Annotated in this window: 14 protein-coding genes; 9 read left to right on the top strand and 5 right to left on the bottom strand. The window is 41.2% G+C overall.

Annotated features, from left to right (window positions below):
- The first annotated feature begins 3 nt into the window (after positions 1-3).
- The 7 genes from ABJF11_RS18195 to ABJF11_RS18165 all read left to right on the top strand — a co-directional run bounded on the left by ABJF11_RS18195 (position 4) and on the right by ABJF11_RS18165 (position 4,447).
- Entirely contained in the window at positions 4-558 is a 555-nt protein-coding gene (locus ABJF11_RS18195; protein WP_348121578.1) for a 1-acyl-sn-glycerol-3-phosphate acyltransferase, read from the top strand.
- A gap of 28 nt (positions 559-586) precedes the next feature.
- Positions 587-805 (top strand): hypothetical protein, encoded by a 219-nt coding sequence (locus ABJF11_RS18190; RefSeq protein ID WP_348121576.1) that lies wholly within the window; start codon positions 587-589, stop codon positions 803-805.
- On the top strand, positions 802-1,023 hold the full coding sequence (gene yidD / locus ABJF11_RS18185) for a membrane protein insertion efficiency factor YidD (RefSeq protein ID WP_348121575.1): 222 nt from the start codon (positions 802-804) through the stop codon (positions 1,021-1,023). The genes ABJF11_RS18190 and yidD overlap by 4 nt, the downstream gene beginning before the upstream one ends.
- An 85-nt stretch (positions 1,024-1,108) precedes the next feature.
- A complete protein-coding gene (locus ABJF11_RS18180) occupies positions 1,109-2,050 on the top strand; it encodes a fatty acid desaturase (protein WP_348121574.1) in 942 nt (313 codons plus the stop codon).
- A 78-nt stretch (positions 2,051-2,128) separates the two neighbouring features.
- Positions 2,129-3,046: a methionyl-tRNA formyltransferase gene (fmt, locus tag ABJF11_RS18175; protein ID WP_348121573.1), complete on the top strand. Its 918-nt coding sequence runs from the start codon at positions 2,129-2,131 to the stop codon at positions 3,044-3,046.
- 1 nt (position 3,047) lies between these two features.
- A complete protein-coding gene (locus ABJF11_RS18170; protein WP_348121572.1) occupies positions 3,048-3,554 on the top strand; it encodes a dihydrofolate reductase in 507 nt (168 codons plus the stop codon).
- Between the two features lie 95 nt (positions 3,555-3,649).
- Entirely contained in the window at positions 3,650-4,447 is a 798-nt protein-coding gene (locus ABJF11_RS18165; RefSeq protein WP_348121571.1) for an SDR family NAD(P)-dependent oxidoreductase, read from the top strand.
- Here the strand turns inward: ABJF11_RS18165 and ABJF11_RS18160 are convergent.
- The 3 genes from ABJF11_RS18160 to ABJF11_RS18150 form a co-directional block, all read right to left on the bottom strand.
- Complete coding sequence (locus ABJF11_RS18160; protein ID WP_348121569.1) at positions 4,444-5,208, bottom strand: YdcF family protein; 765 nt, start codon at positions 5,206-5,208, stop codon at positions 4,444-4,446. The two genes, ABJF11_RS18165 and ABJF11_RS18160, sit on opposite strands and share 4 nt — an antisense overlap.
- Positions 5,209-5,217: 9 nt before the next feature.
- Positions 5,218-8,253: an ATP-binding cassette domain-containing protein gene (locus ABJF11_RS18155; RefSeq protein WP_348121568.1), complete on the bottom strand. Its 3,036-nt coding sequence runs from the start codon at positions 8,251-8,253 to the stop codon at positions 5,218-5,220.
- A gap of 117 nt (positions 8,254-8,370) precedes the next feature.
- Complete coding sequence (locus tag ABJF11_RS18150) at positions 8,371-9,276, bottom strand: hypothetical protein (RefSeq protein ID WP_348121567.1); 906 nt, start codon at positions 9,274-9,276, stop codon at positions 8,371-8,373.
- Between the two features lie 152 nt (positions 9,277-9,428).
- Here ABJF11_RS18150 and ABJF11_RS18145 point away from each other — a divergent pair, with 152 nt between their 5' ends.
- Positions 9,429-10,082, top strand: coding sequence for a toxin-antitoxin system YwqK family antitoxin (locus tag ABJF11_RS18145; RefSeq protein ID WP_348121566.1), 654 nt, complete (start codon positions 9,429-9,431; stop codon positions 10,080-10,082).
- A 187-nt stretch (positions 10,083-10,269) separates the two neighbouring features.
- Complete coding sequence (locus ABJF11_RS18140) at positions 10,270-10,449, top strand: PLDc N-terminal domain-containing protein (RefSeq protein WP_348121565.1); 180 nt, start codon at positions 10,270-10,272, stop codon at positions 10,447-10,449.
- A 27-nt stretch (positions 10,450-10,476) separates the two neighbouring features.
- Here ABJF11_RS18140 and dnaE read toward each other — a convergent pair whose 3' ends face one another.
- A complete protein-coding gene (gene dnaE, locus ABJF11_RS18135; protein WP_348121564.1) occupies positions 10,477-14,691 on the bottom strand; it encodes a DNA polymerase III subunit alpha in 4,215 nt (1,404 codons plus the stop codon).
- A gap of 611 nt (positions 14,692-15,302) precedes the next feature.
- Entirely contained in the window at positions 15,303-16,706 is a 1,404-nt protein-coding gene (locus tag ABJF11_RS18130; RefSeq protein ID WP_348121563.1) for a rhodanese-like domain-containing protein, read from the bottom strand.
- Positions 16,707-16,827: the final 121 nt, after the last annotated feature.

Genomic DNA, 16,827 nt, shown 5'->3' with positions numbered 1-16,827 from the left:
CATATGATCAAATTCTTCGCAAAGCTTATATTTCTAAGAATCCTGGGCTGGAAGATCATCGGCAGTATCTCAGAAAAGACCAAAAAATGCGTAATTGTGGTGGCGCCGCATACTAGCTATTGGGACTTTTTCATTGGTATTGCGGTCAGACCAATCAAGAATCTTCGATCCTCCTTTTTAGTCAAAAAAGAAGTATTCAAGTATTCGCTAGTTGCATGGGCAGTCAAAGGCATGGGGGGCATCGCCGTAGATCGCGGTAATAAAAATAGCAATCTAATCGAGCAGGTGGTTAAGGTATTCAATGAGCGCGAAGTGATGCGCCTGGCAATCACACCAGAGGGAACGCGATCCAAAGTAGGAGAGTGGAAGACTGGCTTTTACAGAATAGCGATAGCAGCCAAGGTCCCAATTGTCATAGTTAGCTTCAATTTTGCTAAAAAAGAAGTTAAGTTCGTAGAGGAATTTATCCCTACGGGTAATTTGAAAGAAGATATTGCATATGTCAGAAGCAGATATATCGGAATTCCCGGCAAACATCCTGAACTCGGAGTAGACTAAATCAGTATATAATACCAAACAAATTGGTATGACTCTAATTATTATTTTTTTGGTAATAGCGGCAGGGCTTCAAGTGAGCATTTTCCTTTATTCTAGAAATTTGAAAAAAAAGTGGAAGGATGACGATGTACTTTCCAAATATGACATCCAATCAAGAAGCGACCTTTTTGCCACACTCAATCGAACGGATATTCCCGAAGAAGACATGGCCAAACTAAATGATTTGTATCATCAGGAGGAGCAATGAGAGGGTTAATAAAAAAAATATTTCTTTTTCCAATCTGGATTTATCAGTACAGCATTTCTCCACTATTCCCTTCATCATGCAGATTTTCGCCGACATGCTCTCAATACACCAAGGAGGCGATCGAAAAGCATGGAGTATGGAAAGGTCTATCTCTGGGTGTAAAGAGAATTAGTAAATGCCATCCCTGGGGATCAAGTGGCTACGATCCGGTGCCATGATTAAGAGTTCCGATATATCTAAGCTCATTATTTTCATGAAGTAAAAACAACCCTTATCTTTGCGGGACAAATAAACGGTAGGACATTGGAAAAGAAAAAAGGATTTTATTGGTCTGACGAACGTGAACCCCACTTTAAAAGACGAAAAGAAATAATAGCCAAGCATCCTGAAGTAAAAGAACTTTACGGTATAGACAAAGGGTTGAAATATAAAACCCTGGGACTAGTTATTTTTCAATTAGCCTCTGCTCCGTTTATTGCTGAGCTGGCTTGGTATTGGTATCTGCCAATAGCCTATGTTTTTGGAGCCTCAGTTAGTCATACCATTTTCTTGGCTATCCATGAATTGAGTCATGATTTGGCATTCAAAAAGAAGGTCTATAATAACTGGCTTTCACTCGTAGCCAATATTCCAATTGTGGTACCCTATGCTATTTCGTTTAAGACTTATCATTTGAAACACCATTGGGAGCAGGGGGATGAATACAATGATACCGATTTGCCTACTCAGGCGGAGGCGAAAATATTTCGTGGGTACGTTGGAAAAATTCTATGGGCTACTAATCAAATTCTTTTTTATGCCTTCAGACCTATGTTCGTACATCCGATTAAGCTCGAAAAATGGCATATTTACAATATCATCTTTCAGTTTGCTGCCATGGCGGTCTATTGGTATTTCTTCGGTTTCGGAGCTATTCTATACCTTCTTGTATCGATATTCCTTGCCGGTAGCCTTCACCCACTCGCAGCTCATTTTATTGCGGAGCACTATGTCTTCAAAGAAGGCCAGGAAACCTACAGCTACTACGGGTTCCTTAATAAGTTTGCTTTGAATGTGGGATATCACAACGAACATCACGATTTCCCAAATATCCCAGGTACCAGATTACCTAAATTAAAAGAGACGGCACCAAGCTTCTATGACAATCTATTTGTGCATAAATCTTGGGTCAATGTGATCGTTCAGTTCATTTTCAATCCAAAAATTGGATTGAGTAGTAGGATTAAGAGAAACAATAGTATTTAGTCTTCAATATTCTTGAAGCTACCATAGAAATTTTCCCCTATTCCAAGTAATTTCGGACATTCAATCAATACACGATTTATGCGGATAGTTTTTATGGGTACCCCTGAATTTGCGGTTCCAAGTCTCCAGATACTTCATGAAAATGGATATGAGATAGTCGGAGTGGTGACTGCCCCAGACAAGCCTAAGGGCAGAGGCAAAAAGATGCAGGGCACGCCAGTGAAAGAATACGCAGAACAGGTCGGGCTAAATATTCTTCAGCCTACTAACCTGAAGTCAAAGGAATTTATTAACGATTTAAGGTCATTGAAGGCCGATTTACAGGTCGTTGTGGCCTTTCGTATGTTGCCTGAAGTGGTATGGAGCATGCCCGAGCTGGGTACCTTCAACCTTCATGGTTCGCTGTTGCCTCAATATAGAGGTGCCGCTCCCATCAACTGGGCTATCATCAATGGCGAAACAGAAACCGGTGTAACCACTTTTTTTCTTAAGCACGAAATCGACACTGGACATGTAATCATGCAGGAAAAAGAACCCATTCATAAGATGGATAATGTCGGCGATGTCTATGAGAGATTGATGAATAAAGGCGCTGGACTCGTCCTAAAGACAACACAGGCCATTGAGAAAGGGGAAATACATCTGATACCCCAAGAAGAATCTACAGAGATGCAGTCCGCTCCCAAAATCCATAAGGAAACTTGCCAAATCAATTGGGATCAGGACAGCGAGGCGATAAGAAATTTTGTTCGCGGGTTGGCTCCATATCCTGTGGCCTGGACTACTATAGCTGGTAAAAAATTTAAAATCTATCGAGTGGCTCCTGCAGACTTGCTCCCAGAAGTGACTCGAAAGGTGGGGGAGTATTTCACCGACAACAAAACCAGACTATCCATCAAAACAAAGGATGGATGGCTTGACCTATGTGAACTTCAAATGGAGGGAAAAAAAAGGATGGCTGCTGAAGATTTATTGAGGGGGTATAAATTTGACTGATATGAAAATAGCACTGATTGCGGCCATGTCTAAAAATCGAGTAATCGGTATCAACAATGACCTGCCATGGCACTTGCCAGATGATATGAAGTACTTCATGGAGACTACGAAAGGTCACGTGGTAATCATGGGAAGAAAAAATTATGATTCGTTGCCTAAAAAATTTAAACCACTGCCCAATCGAACCAACTTGATTTTGACTCGCCAGCATGGTTATAAGATTGATGGATGTACAGTTTTTAATGATATTGATCAGGCGTACGATTTTGCGCAGTCCTTGGGCGAGCAAGAGCTATTTGTAATAGGTGGAGGCCAAATTTATGAAATGGCTATGGAGAGGGCAGATGTTATTTTTCTTACAGAGATAAATGCTGAGATAGAAAACGGCGAAGTATTCTTCCCAAAGATGGGAGCAGAGTGGAAGGAGATTTCCAGAATACATCATACCGCAGATGACAGGCATAAGTACTCGTTTGACTTTGTAAAATACGAAAAGGAAAAAGATTAAAACCAAGGTAGCAGTTCAGATTTATGCAGTTTTGAATTTGGATTGGCTCCGGTCATCCGTCTGGAAATGTTAAGCCTTACATTTAAAGAAATATTATGAAATACTTTGAGAACAGGACGATTTGGGTGACAGGTGCTTCTAGCGGTATAGGAGAAGGGCTAGTACAACACTTAAGCAAGATTAAATGTAACCTGATCATTTCTGCCAGAAGGAAGGAAGAGTTGGATCGAGTAAAGTCTGAAAACCAACATCTTGCTCATATTGAAGTACTGCCTCTGGACTTGGCAGATGGGCCCTCTCTCGAAGCCAAAGTGAGAGAAGCCGAGGCTATTTTTGGAGGTGTAGATATACTATTCAATAATGGAGGCATTAGTCAACGAGACAAAGTGATTAATACCTCTATGGAGGTCCAGCGACAGATTATGGAGGTCAATTATTTCGGTACCATTGCTCTGTCCAAGTATGTATTGCCTGGCATGCTAGAGCGAGGGTTTGGACATCATGTTGCGGTTACGAGTGCCGTTGGAATCATCAGTACTCCACTGCGCTCGGGGTACTCTGCATCTAAGCATGCTGTGCATGGGTTTTATGATGCTCTACGAGCTGAGCATCACGATAATGGGATCAAGGTGACATTAATCTTACCTGGATATGTAAATACCAAAATCTCTTATAATGCACTGATGGGTGATGGTTCTAAGCAGAACACCCTTGATAAGGCTCAAGCCGCTGGGTTGACTGTGGACCAGCTGGTGCGCAGACTCCTAAGGAGCGTGGCAAAACAAAAGGAGGAAAGCTATATTGGCGGATTAAAAGAAGTATTTGGTATTTATATGAAAAGGTTTTTCCCAGGTATCTTCTCGATTTTGGTTAGGAAAATGCCAGTGACCTAAATGTAGCCATTCATTTTATAAGCCAGTATTCCAAGCCATTCTTTTGTCAGTATTGTCCAGATATTGAGTGCGTATAATGATGGGATCAGTATATCGTCGGGGGTGAAGAATAACTCACGACCATAGTGGTCAGTCGGGAACGTATCGACTTCCAGTACTAGTTTTTCAAAGCACCCCTGAGCCCTATACATATGAAAGGCCGAAGTAATCACCAGTATTCTTCCGGGATCATGCGATGAGATAAGTCTGGAGGAGTACAGCGCATTCTCGTGCGTGTTTCTTGCCTGATCTTCAAGTATGATATCGTCTGAAGGGACACCACTCTGGATCGCAAAATTCATCAGTTGATGGCTTTCCTTTTTTCCGTCGAAGGTCAGCACTCCTGACCCACCTGTTATGATCAATTTCTTGACGATTCCTCTTTTGTACAGGTCTATAGCATGTACAATTCTATCTGCCCCTTTGTTGAATTGTATTCTATCGAAAGGGGGTCGATTGGGGTTGGTGATACCTGATAAAACTATACCGTACTGGTAAGTGTCTTCTATCTCATCATATCGCTCGTAGGCAGGCTCCCATGCATTGATTATCAATGTTGATATCATAGGGTTGGTGAAAAACAGAAAAAAGCCTATGGTTGTCCTTCTGAGAATCTTTTTCAGCTTCACGGATTTAACCAAGGTGGAGGCTAGTCCTACCCAAACAATCAAACTGATCGGCATCACCAGCCAGTACACTATTTTGGAAAGGACGAAGAACATAGAATTGGCCTATTTACCGAAGCTATTTACCACCTTTCTAAACCAGTCAAAGTAAAGCGAAATCACCAGGAATAAAGACATTACCCAAATCACCACAACATTGAAATATAGGGTGTCATAGTAGTTGCCCATGAAATGCTTCTGAGGAGCATAGAAGTGAGAACGAATGTCAAAACTATGCTGTGGTATGGGTATGTTATAAATAGGGTAAATCTTTTGGATCAGCTCAGTTCTTGTTTCCAACAACCTATTTTCTGCTGTACTATTTTTCAGGAAAAAGACTATGGCTTCATTTTCATTATCACTCCTGACTTGTGCGAAAGCTTTGGCCTTCTCTTCGGTGTCGGTCATTGATTTCTTCAGTCCGTCTCGTTTTTCTGAAGCTTGTTTCAATCTGTTGTTATAAATCTTTCGCATGATCTTGACAAATCTTTCAGTTTCATCAAATGTCGCCTTGTCAAATTTACTTGGAGTTAGATTCTCAAGTGCTTGGAATTTATCCATTGGGATTCCACCCAATTCCATTTCTTTTCTTAATTCATTCTGAATGAGTTTCAGCTTGTCAGTTACTTTTTGTTTTTTTTCTGCATCAGTGCTGCCAAAGTTGGAGTGCACATAATCTAAATTAGCTTCTATGGCAGAGTAATAGTATACGCTCTTGAATTCGGAATTGGCGATAGTTTGATCATACTCAAAGAAGTTTCGCTCAAATTCATTGTCTTTAAACTGTGTCACAGCAAGCGCCTCATAGCCCCATTTGGATGCCATCAATTCACCAATGACCGGTACTTTCTTAGAATTACTAAGTATAGGGTGAAGTTTGTCAAAGTTGACGACTATTCCACTCAGAATGAGCTGCGGGATAATTAGCAGTGGAATTAAGATATATATCGTGACAGCAGAGTTAAAAGCGGATGAAATATTCAATCCCATGATATTAGCAAAGCAAGACACGCTAAACATGACCAGCCAAAAGGAAAGGGTCATGCCATTGATACCGAGGACAAAATCTCCAATGAGAACAAACATCAGCGACTGTACTGCAGACAACCCAAAGAGAATAACCATTTTGGATACCAAATAGCTCAATCGGCTAAGGTTTAGAAATGATTCTCGTTTAAGTATTTTTCTGTCTTTGAATATTTCTTCGGCACTCACGGTCAGTCCCATGAATAGTGAAACGATGATAGCCATAAAGAAGAAAGCCGGAATATTCGGATTTTCTTTGAAAATATATTCAGCCGATCCTTCAGGGACATATCTGATAATAAACGCAAGAATAAGCGCCAATAATGGTGCCTCGAGTAGGTTGATAGCCAGGTATTGTTTGTTACTGAATTTAGAGGCAATGTCTCGACTCGAAAAAATCATCAACTGCTTTAGGCGGCTAGGAATTTTTAAAGTTTTCTCAGGCGTATCGGTCGATTCAGTAGCTGGTTTTATGGCTACCCGCTCTGTGAAATAACTATTCCAATCCTGCGGAGAGATTTTTCTCTGATCAGTCAGTTTTCCATATTCATCGACTACTTTGGTTTCAATGATATTGAATATTTGCTCTGAATTGACATTGCCACACTCGATACAAGAGCCAGCATCCTTGTCGATGAGATCTACGATATTTTTGAAGTAGATAACGGCTTCCACTGGGTTGCCATAATAGATTTGATAGCCACCTACATCCAGAATAACGAGTTTGTCAAACATTTTGAAAATCTCGGATGAAGGTTGGTGAATGACAACAAATATCATCTTGCCTTTCAGTGAGAGCTCCTTGAGGAGATCCATGATGTTTTCGGAGTCTCTGGATGACAAACCAGAGGTGGGTTCATCTACGAAAAGAACCGAAGGTTCCCTTAGAAGTTCAAGCCCGATGTTGAGTCTTTTTCTTTGCCCACCACTAATCGTCTTCTGCAGTGGAGATCCTACTTTTAGGTGGCGTGTTTCGCTCAACCCAAGTGCAGAAAGTGTTTTGTCTACAAGCGCATGGAGTTCCTCATTATTCTTATCTGCAAAGCACAGTTTGGCAGCATAGTATAAGTTTTCGGCAACTGTAAGCTCTTCTACAAGTAAATCATCCTGAGGCACATATCCGATTACCCCTTCGATCTTGCTTTTTTCTTTGTTTATATCAATGCCATTGATTCTGACAGTTCCTTGTGAGGGAATCTCATTTCCGTTGAGTACATTGAGTAGAGTAGATTTTCCTGCTCCACTTCCACCCATCAATCCGATCAGCTTTCCCGAGCTTTCAGCAATAGTAATGTCTCTCAAGCCTTGGTGGCCATTAGGGAATGTGAAGCCTATATTGTCGGCTACAAAGGATATTTTTGAGTCTGTACTCTCTTCTCTAAATGCCGATACTACGTCACTGTAGTAGATTGGATCTATTTTAGTGCCTCTGATGGTGCTTCCAGCAGAGAATACTATAATCTTATTTTTTCTAACAGGAATGCCGTTAAGAGTAAGGGCAGAGTCGCCTATGTATTTCATGAAATACATTTCCAAAGCGGGCAACCTAAAGAATGCTGTATAGCCTGAGAGGAAAGATCTTTTCAGGTGTTTGGCCTCAGAGTTGGCTCCACCAGAATTGCTATCGTCTATGATCAGTATGTTTTCTGCGTTGAGCTGCGATCTTTCCTTGGTGATCACAAAGGCTTTGATATGATCTACGGCCTTTGTTGAGAAATTGAATGATTCACCAATTAGATGAAGAAGCTCCAGTTCTCGGTCTGAAATCTCGCCATCTGCCATGATTACTTCCAGCACCTTCAGGATTACTACGATCTTTTGTTGTTGAGTCAGCTCTTGGTTGACTTGCTTAGATAAGATCGTTATTTCTTTTTGCTCACCAAATGATACTTCCCGATCTCCTGACATGTTGCTCGTCATATGATCGAATAACTGCATGTACTTGATGCTTTCGTCTTTGCTTAGATTTTCTAGTAAAAAATCTTCAATCGCATTTCTCTCATCTTCAGTTACATCGTCCTCCTTTGCCACAATTGCCAGGAGGTGTATAATGGCTTTTAACAGTTGTTCGCTCATAGTTTAGATCGAAATTTACAGATGGTTTTGATCAATAAATATAGGTCAATTTGGGGCATAAATAAAAAAAGCATTGAACAATAGATTCAATGCTTTTTAATTCGAAAAAATGGCTGATTACCTTACCATTTCTGCTCTAATTCTTTTCACTTCTGAGATGATATCCACAAGCATGTCCCTGTTGAGAGTGAAGTTAGGATCTCCCTCTGCGATTTTCTTGTCTATTTCAGCTAGATCTTCTTGATATAGTACTCTTAAGATGTCAAATTCTGCCACTACCTCAGCGATGGTGTCATCACTTTTGAGGTCTTTCAACAATCTTACTACATCATTAAGAGGTTCTTTCTGATCTATGATAATCTTCACCAAAGGTTCCAAAATCAAGTTTCTACTCGCCTCAGGAAGCAGGTCCTCAGGATAAGTGTCGATAACCATTACAGAAAGATAGAGTCCTTCGATATAGCTGCCAGACAATACCAAAGCGATGGTTTGCAGTCTGTCTGTAGCTTCTAATTTCTCTTCGGCAACATCCATGGCATAGTTGATCAGATTAGCCAGGGAATCTCTGTTACCCAAATTTTTCTCAAACCTCTCCATCAATTCCAACTCGAAGGCTGAAGCGATTCCGATTTGATCCGCCAATTTTTGGCAAGCTTCCATGTATTTCAAGGCATCTTGTACTTGATCATAAGAAGATAAATATCCTATATCGGTTGCATATGCACCCAGGTTCATAGCGGCTTTGTCAGTGGAGTTTTCATATTTACTCACATTTTCAATGCTATTAATTAAATCTCTATTGAAATCTGATCCTGTCGCTTGCAGCAGGTAAGGCACCTCAGATGGAGGAGGCATGTCGTGTACTACTTTGTCAATTTCCTCAATAAGCTGATTTTCAGCTTTATCAAAAGCTTCTGCTTCAATTTCAGCTGCTACTTTTTTGGAATTTCCCCCGCAAGAACAAATGAAAACGGTCAACGCAACTGCAAAGCACAGGTTGATGGTTTGTTTATAGTTGATCATAGTTTGTGTTTTATGAATTTCTCAATGCCAATTTTAATATATTTTTGAATGGATATAAAGCGCAGCTTGAAATAATTTGAACCGTTGCGTCCAATTGGAATCAATTTTGATGAAATATGTACTGTATCCACTAAATACCCGCTAAACAAATCATGAATTTGAAATTAAATTCCACATTTCTCATTTTTATTCTAACCCTTCAGAGCCTCACTTTGCTTGGTCAGGGAAAAACAGAGACCTTCTATGCAAATGACCAATTGAAGTTTAGTGGATGGCAAGATCAAAACGGAAAACAAGGTGAGTGGAAATACTATTACCCTTCCGGAAAAATTAATGCAATCGAAAATTTTAAGAATGGCGAACTTTTCGGCGTTTCGATAAGCTACAATGAGAACGGAATTGTCCAAAGCAAGGAACATTGGAGGAATGATTTGCAGGTGGATAGTGCTTTTTTCTACTATGATACCGGTCAGCTGAAAAGGGCAGGCAAATTCGATGAGGGACTTTACTCAGGTGTTTGGTTGTCTTATTATGAAAATGGACAACTTAAAAGTGAAGGCACTTATGCTAATGGCCTGCCTCATGGTTCATGGTTGGTCTATGCTGAAGATGGCGTGCTGACTCAGAAGGGAAACTACCACTTCGGTAGGGAAGACGGTTATTGGGAATTTTATGATGCGGAAGGTCGGTTAAATTATTCAGGCAAATACAAGAATGGCAAAGAGGTAGGCGAGTGGTTTGAGTATTCAAAAAAAGGGAAAAAGAAGCTCTTTTTTGATTATGGAGAAGAAGGGAGCACAGATTAAAATAAGTAATGCAGACAATTCACCCATGAATTTATCTGATCTGGATTGATCCCACTTTCATGACTACCAAGGTCAAGTTTGCAAGGGATAGATTGCAATATTGAGTGATTGACTCGGCTCAACAGGTAGTATGCTACCAAAAAAAATAATATATTAAGGTTCAATCAATTTCAACAAACCGTAATATATGATGGATACTTATTCTATTTTTTACCTCATCGGAGTGATCAGCGCAATCTGGGTGATCTATGAGGTACTGACAAAACAAAAAAGTATGAGCATGGGTAGTAAAGTGATCTGGATCATTTGTGCCCTCCTCTTCAGTATTATTACTGCTTTGGTTTATTATTTCACTAAGAAGAAATAAATATCATTAGCGATAGCTTGGCCTTGGCTAAGCTATCACCTTGTATTGTATCTCATCCATAGCTTCCAATCGTTCTAACAAACCGTTATCAGGTTCTATTTTTACCTTCCTGGATAGCAGATTGACTTGCATATTTTCTTCTTCATCTACAATGTCCAGTTTTAGCAAACTGCTACCTGCGTATTCCGTGGTCAATGATTTGATCTCTTTGATGAGATCTTCATTTACGTCCTGCAGTCTGATCCGGAGGTTCAACCCTTTAGTTTTCTCTTCTCGTATTTCGGTAAGCAAGTGCATAGATTTCACCTTCAGCTCCAATTCTTCTCCTTTCCATCGGTTTTGAACTCCGCATTGGAAATACAAAAACCAGCCGGTTTCGAAGTACTCTTTGAATTTCACGTAGTCGTCTGAGAAAAGAAAAAAGGTAAAGGAGTCTGTAAAGTCCTCCAATGTAATAGTGCCAAATGGCTTGCCTGTTTTGGTCACACGGTGACCCACGGCAGAGACTTGACCAGCGATTTTGATACTGCCCTTTTTCTGCAATTCTGTAAGGTCAGCATTGAGCTCTTTAATCGAAGTATTACAAAACTGATCGATTTCGAATTTGAACTGATCCAGAGGATGGCCTGAGATATATAGGCCAACTACTTCTTTTTCTATTCTCAATTTTTCCAGCTCAGTAAATGGCTCGACAGCGGACACAGTAGGAGTAGGGATGGAAACGCCCGAGTCCCCTCCAAACAATGAGGCTTGCGCACTGGCTTCTTCCAGCTCCATCTTGTTGGCATATTTGATAGCTTTCTCTATCAAACTCGGTTCTCCATCATCAGTGATTAGATATTGTCTTCTGTGATAGACCTCAAAACAATCAAAGCCACCAGACTGAGCTAATGCCTCAAGCGTTTTCTTGTTGACCGAGCGCAAGTTGATACGAGTGACAAAATCAAAGAAGTCCTCAAATTTTCCATTTTCGTCTCGCTCTTCAATAATCGAAATAGCCGCAGCCTCGCCTGCTCCCTTTATAGCACCCATGCCGAAACGAATCTCGCCAGCCTCATTGACTTGAAAGTCCACTCCAGACTCATTCACGTCTGGTCCCAAGACTGGTATTTTTCTTACTCGACACTCCTCCATGAAGAAGCTTACCTTTTCAATATTGCTTTGGTTATGCGTGAGCACAGAAGCCATAAACTCAGCAGGATAGTGGGCTTTGAGGTAAGCTGTATGATAGGCGACCACAGAGTAACAGGTAGAATGCGATTTGTTGAAAGCATAGGCTGCGAAAGCTTCCCAATCCTTCCATACTTTTTGGACCTTGGTCTCATCATGACCTCTTTCCAAACATCCGGCTACAAATTTTGGTTTGAGTTGATCTAGCAAGGCCTGGATTTTTTTACCCATAGCCTTTCTAAGCATATCGGCTTCGCCTTTGGTAAATCCCGCCAATGACTGAGACAGTAGCATGACTTGCTCCTGATAGACTGTGATACCGTAGGTCTCGCCCAAGTATTCTTCCATGCCCTCCAAATCATAGACGATGGGTTCAGCACCCTGCTTACGAGCAATGAAATTTGGGATGTACTCCATCGGTCCTGGACGGTAGAGAGCATTCATGGCAATCAGATCCTCGAATCTATCCGGCTTTAATGATCGCAAATGCTTCTGCATTCCCGGTGATTCAAACTGAAACGTGCCATTGGTTTCGCCGCGTTGGTAGAGTTCGTACGCCTTGGCATCATCCAGTGGTATCTCATCTGGAATGATCTCTATACCGTGTCTCTTTTTTATGTTAGCACAAGCTGTTTTGATTATGGATAGAGTTTTCAATCCCAAGAAGTCCATTTTCAACATCCCAGCATCTTCTACGACACTGTTGTCGAATTGAGTGACCAGCAGATCTGAGTCCTTTGCCACCCCGACAGGTACGTGCTGGGTGATGTCACTAGGGGTAATAATCACACCGCAGGCATGGATTCCTGTATTTCTAACCGACCCTTCCAGTACTCTTGCTTGCTGGATGACTTCGGACTTTAATCCATGACCTGCCTCGAGTGATTGCAGCTCTTTGACCTCTTTGAATGCTTTATCCAGACTGATACCAGGCCGTTCTGGTATGAGTTTGGCGATGGAATCGGTTTCAGGCAGTGGCAGTTCCATGACTCGTCCAGCATCCCTAATAGATGATTTGGCAGCCATCGTACCATAGGTGATGATTTGTGCGACTTGCGTTTTGCCGTATTTTTCTATCACATACTTGATGACTTTGTCACGACCTTCGTCGTCAAAGTCAATATCAATATCGGGCAGTGAAACTCGATCAGGATTTAGAAACCGCTCAAACAGTAGGTCGTAGGCGATGGGATCTACATTGGTGATACCAATACAGTAGGCCACGGCCGAACCAGCAGCAGATCCTCTACCGGGGCCGACGGATACTCCCATATCACGTGCCGCTGTGGTGAAATCCTGTACAATCAGAAAGTACCCCGGATAGCCTGTATTTTCAATAGTTTTAAGCTCAAAGTCAAGCCGTTCCTCTATTTCTGGCGTGATCTCGGTATATCGTTTTTTGGCGCCCACATAGGTCAGGTGACGAAGAAAATTATTTTCTCCGCGCTTACCACCATCTTTTTCGTCCTCGGGATCTTTGAATTCGTCGGGTATATCATAAGCTGGTAACAGCACGTCGCGAGAGAGCTTGTATTCTTCGACTGAATCGATCAGTACCTGGATGTTCTCGATCGCTTCAGGAATATCCGCAAAGAGAGCTTTCATCTCTTCCTGAGTCTTGAAATAGTATTGGTCGTTAGGAAGTGCGTCTCTATAGGCTCGGCCTCGGCCGACTTCATCATTGATATTTTTACCATCTTTTATGCAAAGCAAGACGTCGTGTGCTTTGGACTCTTTTTGATCCAAATAGTAGACATGGTTGGAAGCGATCAGTTTGATATCATGCTTTTTAGAAAAGCCGACGAGGATTTCATTGAGGTGGTTTTCTTCAGCCAATTGATGCCGGTTGAGTTCTATGTAGAGGTCATCACCAAAGAGCTTTTTCCACCAGAGTAGAGCCTCTTCAGCTTTCTCTTCACCTTGGTTGAGGGCTAGAGACGGGACTTCACACCGAAGGCCTCCTGTCAGGCAGATTAGGTCTTCTTTATACTCTTCGATCAGGGCTTTGTCTATTCTAGGATAAAATCCATATAACCCCTCCATATGTCCCAGAGAACAGAGCTTGGATAGATTGTGATATCCATTTTTGTTTTTGGCCATCAGTACGATCTGAGTCATACGATCAGGATTGTCCTTGGTGAACTTTGTGGTTGTGCGATCTTCAGAGATGAAGAATTCACAGCCGAGCACAGGTTTGATTCCCTCTTTCAGTGCTCCTTGTACGAATTGATAGCCTGCATACAAATTTCCCAGATCCGTTAGCCCTACAGCTGGCATGTTCAACTCCTTGGCCTTGGCTATCAGTTGTTTGATTTTTGGGGTGGCCTGTAGGACAGAATACTGAGAATGAACATGTAGGTGACAATAGGTTGCCGTAATGTCCTTTGCTGCCTCCTTATCGGCATTTATACCTTTGCCATCATCTTTGACTGCGAAGTTTGCTGCAGCCAGATCAGGTGCTTCATACTTGATGTTTTCTTTTGCTGTGTCGTCAAGAGGTGCGATGATCCCTTCTGTGACCAGTCCAAAGAAACATTTGGCCGTGGCATCCACATCGTATGCAGCATCGTGTGCGTCTTCAAACCCTACACCGAATAATTTTGTGTGAAGTTCTGTGAGCGTCGGCCATTTAAATTTACCCCCACGTCCGGGAATGGCAACAAACTCCGTCGATTCATCCTTGGTATCGATGGAGGCTACTGCAGCCAGGGCGTTGTCTTTTTCTTTTCTTAAGTATTCGGCACCGACTATGTTAAGATCAAACTCTACATTGTGCCCAATGACGGCTTTGATCTCCAAAAGATCTTTGGAAAAGATTTCAAGGACTTCATTGAGAGGGTGACCTTCTTCCTCCGCTCTTTTGGTAGAAATGCCATGAATCTTCTGGGCGTTAAATGGAATGGTATAACCTTCAGGTTTGACAATGTAATTTTTGTCACTGATTAGTGAGCCGTCATTGGCATGTACCTGCCAGGCTAATTGTACCAATCGTGGCCAATTATCCAGATCTTCTAAAGGAGCATTGTAGTTTTTAGGTAATCCAGTGGTCTCGGTATCGAATATCAGGTACATATTAACTCAATTAGTATTAATTGTAATTTCTGTTAGCAGCAAGAAGTCTAAAGTAGCAGCCTGATTGACTGATAGATTTCTCATTACATTCGAAATGACAAACAAGAAAATTTCTGCTTGAAAATTGGACTTTAAACCTGGATTATGCATTAGATAATCTATTCCAATCATAAAGCACTTTGAAATAGACACTTAACATATATTTATTGAATCACCATAGCGGTGCTATGCCTCTTCAATATAAGTGCCTCTTTCTTTGCGCTTTATGCTTTCATCACAATTCCTAATGCATAATAGAGGTTTAAGATTCCATGCTCCAAGGTATGTTATACATACCCAACAGCCGGTATGAAAGAGTCAATTCCTTGAAAAGTATGGCCAGGGGTGCCTAAAAAAAGGGGCTCCAGATTGGTGCCCCTTTCAATAAGCTAAACCACAATTATTATTAACTATTACCAGTACAAACATACGATCGATGAACACTAGTAATCGGACTAAGAAAGGTTGAAAATGGACTTTATCAATTTATCCTGAAAAAATCTAATACTCAATTATAGAAAACAATCAACCACATCCGGTCACAGCTCTTGATTCCATCTACTTACACTGTATCAAGAAGACGTACACTGGTATTCCCGGACTTCAATTTCTGTTTCACAAATACCCTGATAGCCTTGTTCCACGTTTACAATATTATGAAATCCTCGAGCCTTTAAGATAGACGCGGCTATGACAGACCTAAATCCACTAGCGCAGTGTAAATAAACCTTCTCGTCGGGATTAATTTCAGCCATATTTTCATTGATAAAATCAAGAGGGAAATTAATTGCATCTTTCACATGTCCTACTTCATATTCTGCCGGTTTTCTTACATCCAAAACTCTGAGTTCTCTGCTACTTACTCTGACTTCAAAGACTGTGGGATCAATGGACGTCACAGAATCTATTTTTCTTTCAGCTGCTATCCATGTCTTCATACCTCCTTTCAAATACCCGAGGGTATTATCATATCCCACTCTGGAAAGTCTGGTCAATACTTCTTCTTCCCTGCCTTCATCCGCAAGAAAAACAATGGGCTGCTCCAAATCAGCAATCAAGGCTCCTACCCACACCGCAAATGAGCCATCCAGCCCAATAAAGATTGAATTTGGTATGTGAGATTTGATAAATTCACTTTCGTGACGCGTATCTACTATCAATGCCTTCTGATCGTTGACAATGGTTTCAAATAATTCTAGATCCAGAGGCACTAACCCCGCTTCTAAGACTTTTTCAAAGCTTTGATATCCTGTTTTATTTAGTTTAGCATTTTTTGGGAAATACTGTGGTGGTGGCATGATCCCTTCTATCACTTTATTGATAAAAGCTTGCTTTGACAAATTGCTACTCAAGGCATAATTCGAGTTTTTCTGATTTCCTAACGTATCCCAGGTCTCAGCTGACATGTTTTTCCCACAAGCAGACCCGGCTCCATGTGCAGGGTAAACGAGTACTCCATCGGCCAAGGGCATTATTTTATTAGCTAGGCTGTCATACAAATGGCCTGCAAGATCTTCCTTGGACAATTCTGTCTTGACCGCTAGATCTGGTCTTCCTACATCTCCAATAAACAGGGTGTCTCCAGAAAATATGGCATAATCCTTATCATTTTCATCCATTAGCAAGAAGGTGCTACTTTCCATAGTATGACCCGGCGTGTGCAATACTTTAATTTTGATTTTGCCTATTTCGAATACTTCCCCGTCGAAGGCGATATGGCTTTCAAAGTCAGTTTTCGCGGTAGGTCCAAATACTATTTTCGCACCCGTTTTTTTTGCCAAGTCCACATGCCCAGAAACAAAATCTGCATGAAAGTGTGTTTCAAAGATGTACTTAATGGTTGCTTCATTTTTCCTGGCTTTGGCCAAATAAGGCTCAATTTCTCTCAAAGGGTCAATGATTATAGCCTCATTTTCGCTCTGGATGTAGTAGGCTCCTTGCGCCAGACATCCTGTGTAAATTTGCTCTATCTTCATAATTCTCGTTTTTTAATTGTATTTAATTTGCCTCAGTCTCAGAACAAGGAATCATTTTTTTGTATTTTGATTGGACTGATCTTTCTAACCCCAAATTGGAATTTGGCGCTGTGCTAGTTGA

It is taken from the genome of Reichenbachiella sp. (assembly GCF_039941815.1).
In the GTDB taxonomy this organism is placed as follows: Bacteria; Bacteroidota; Bacteroidia; order Cytophagales; family Cyclobacteriaceae; genus Reichenbachiella.
This window is presented reverse-complemented; position numbering and strand designations above follow the sequence as displayed.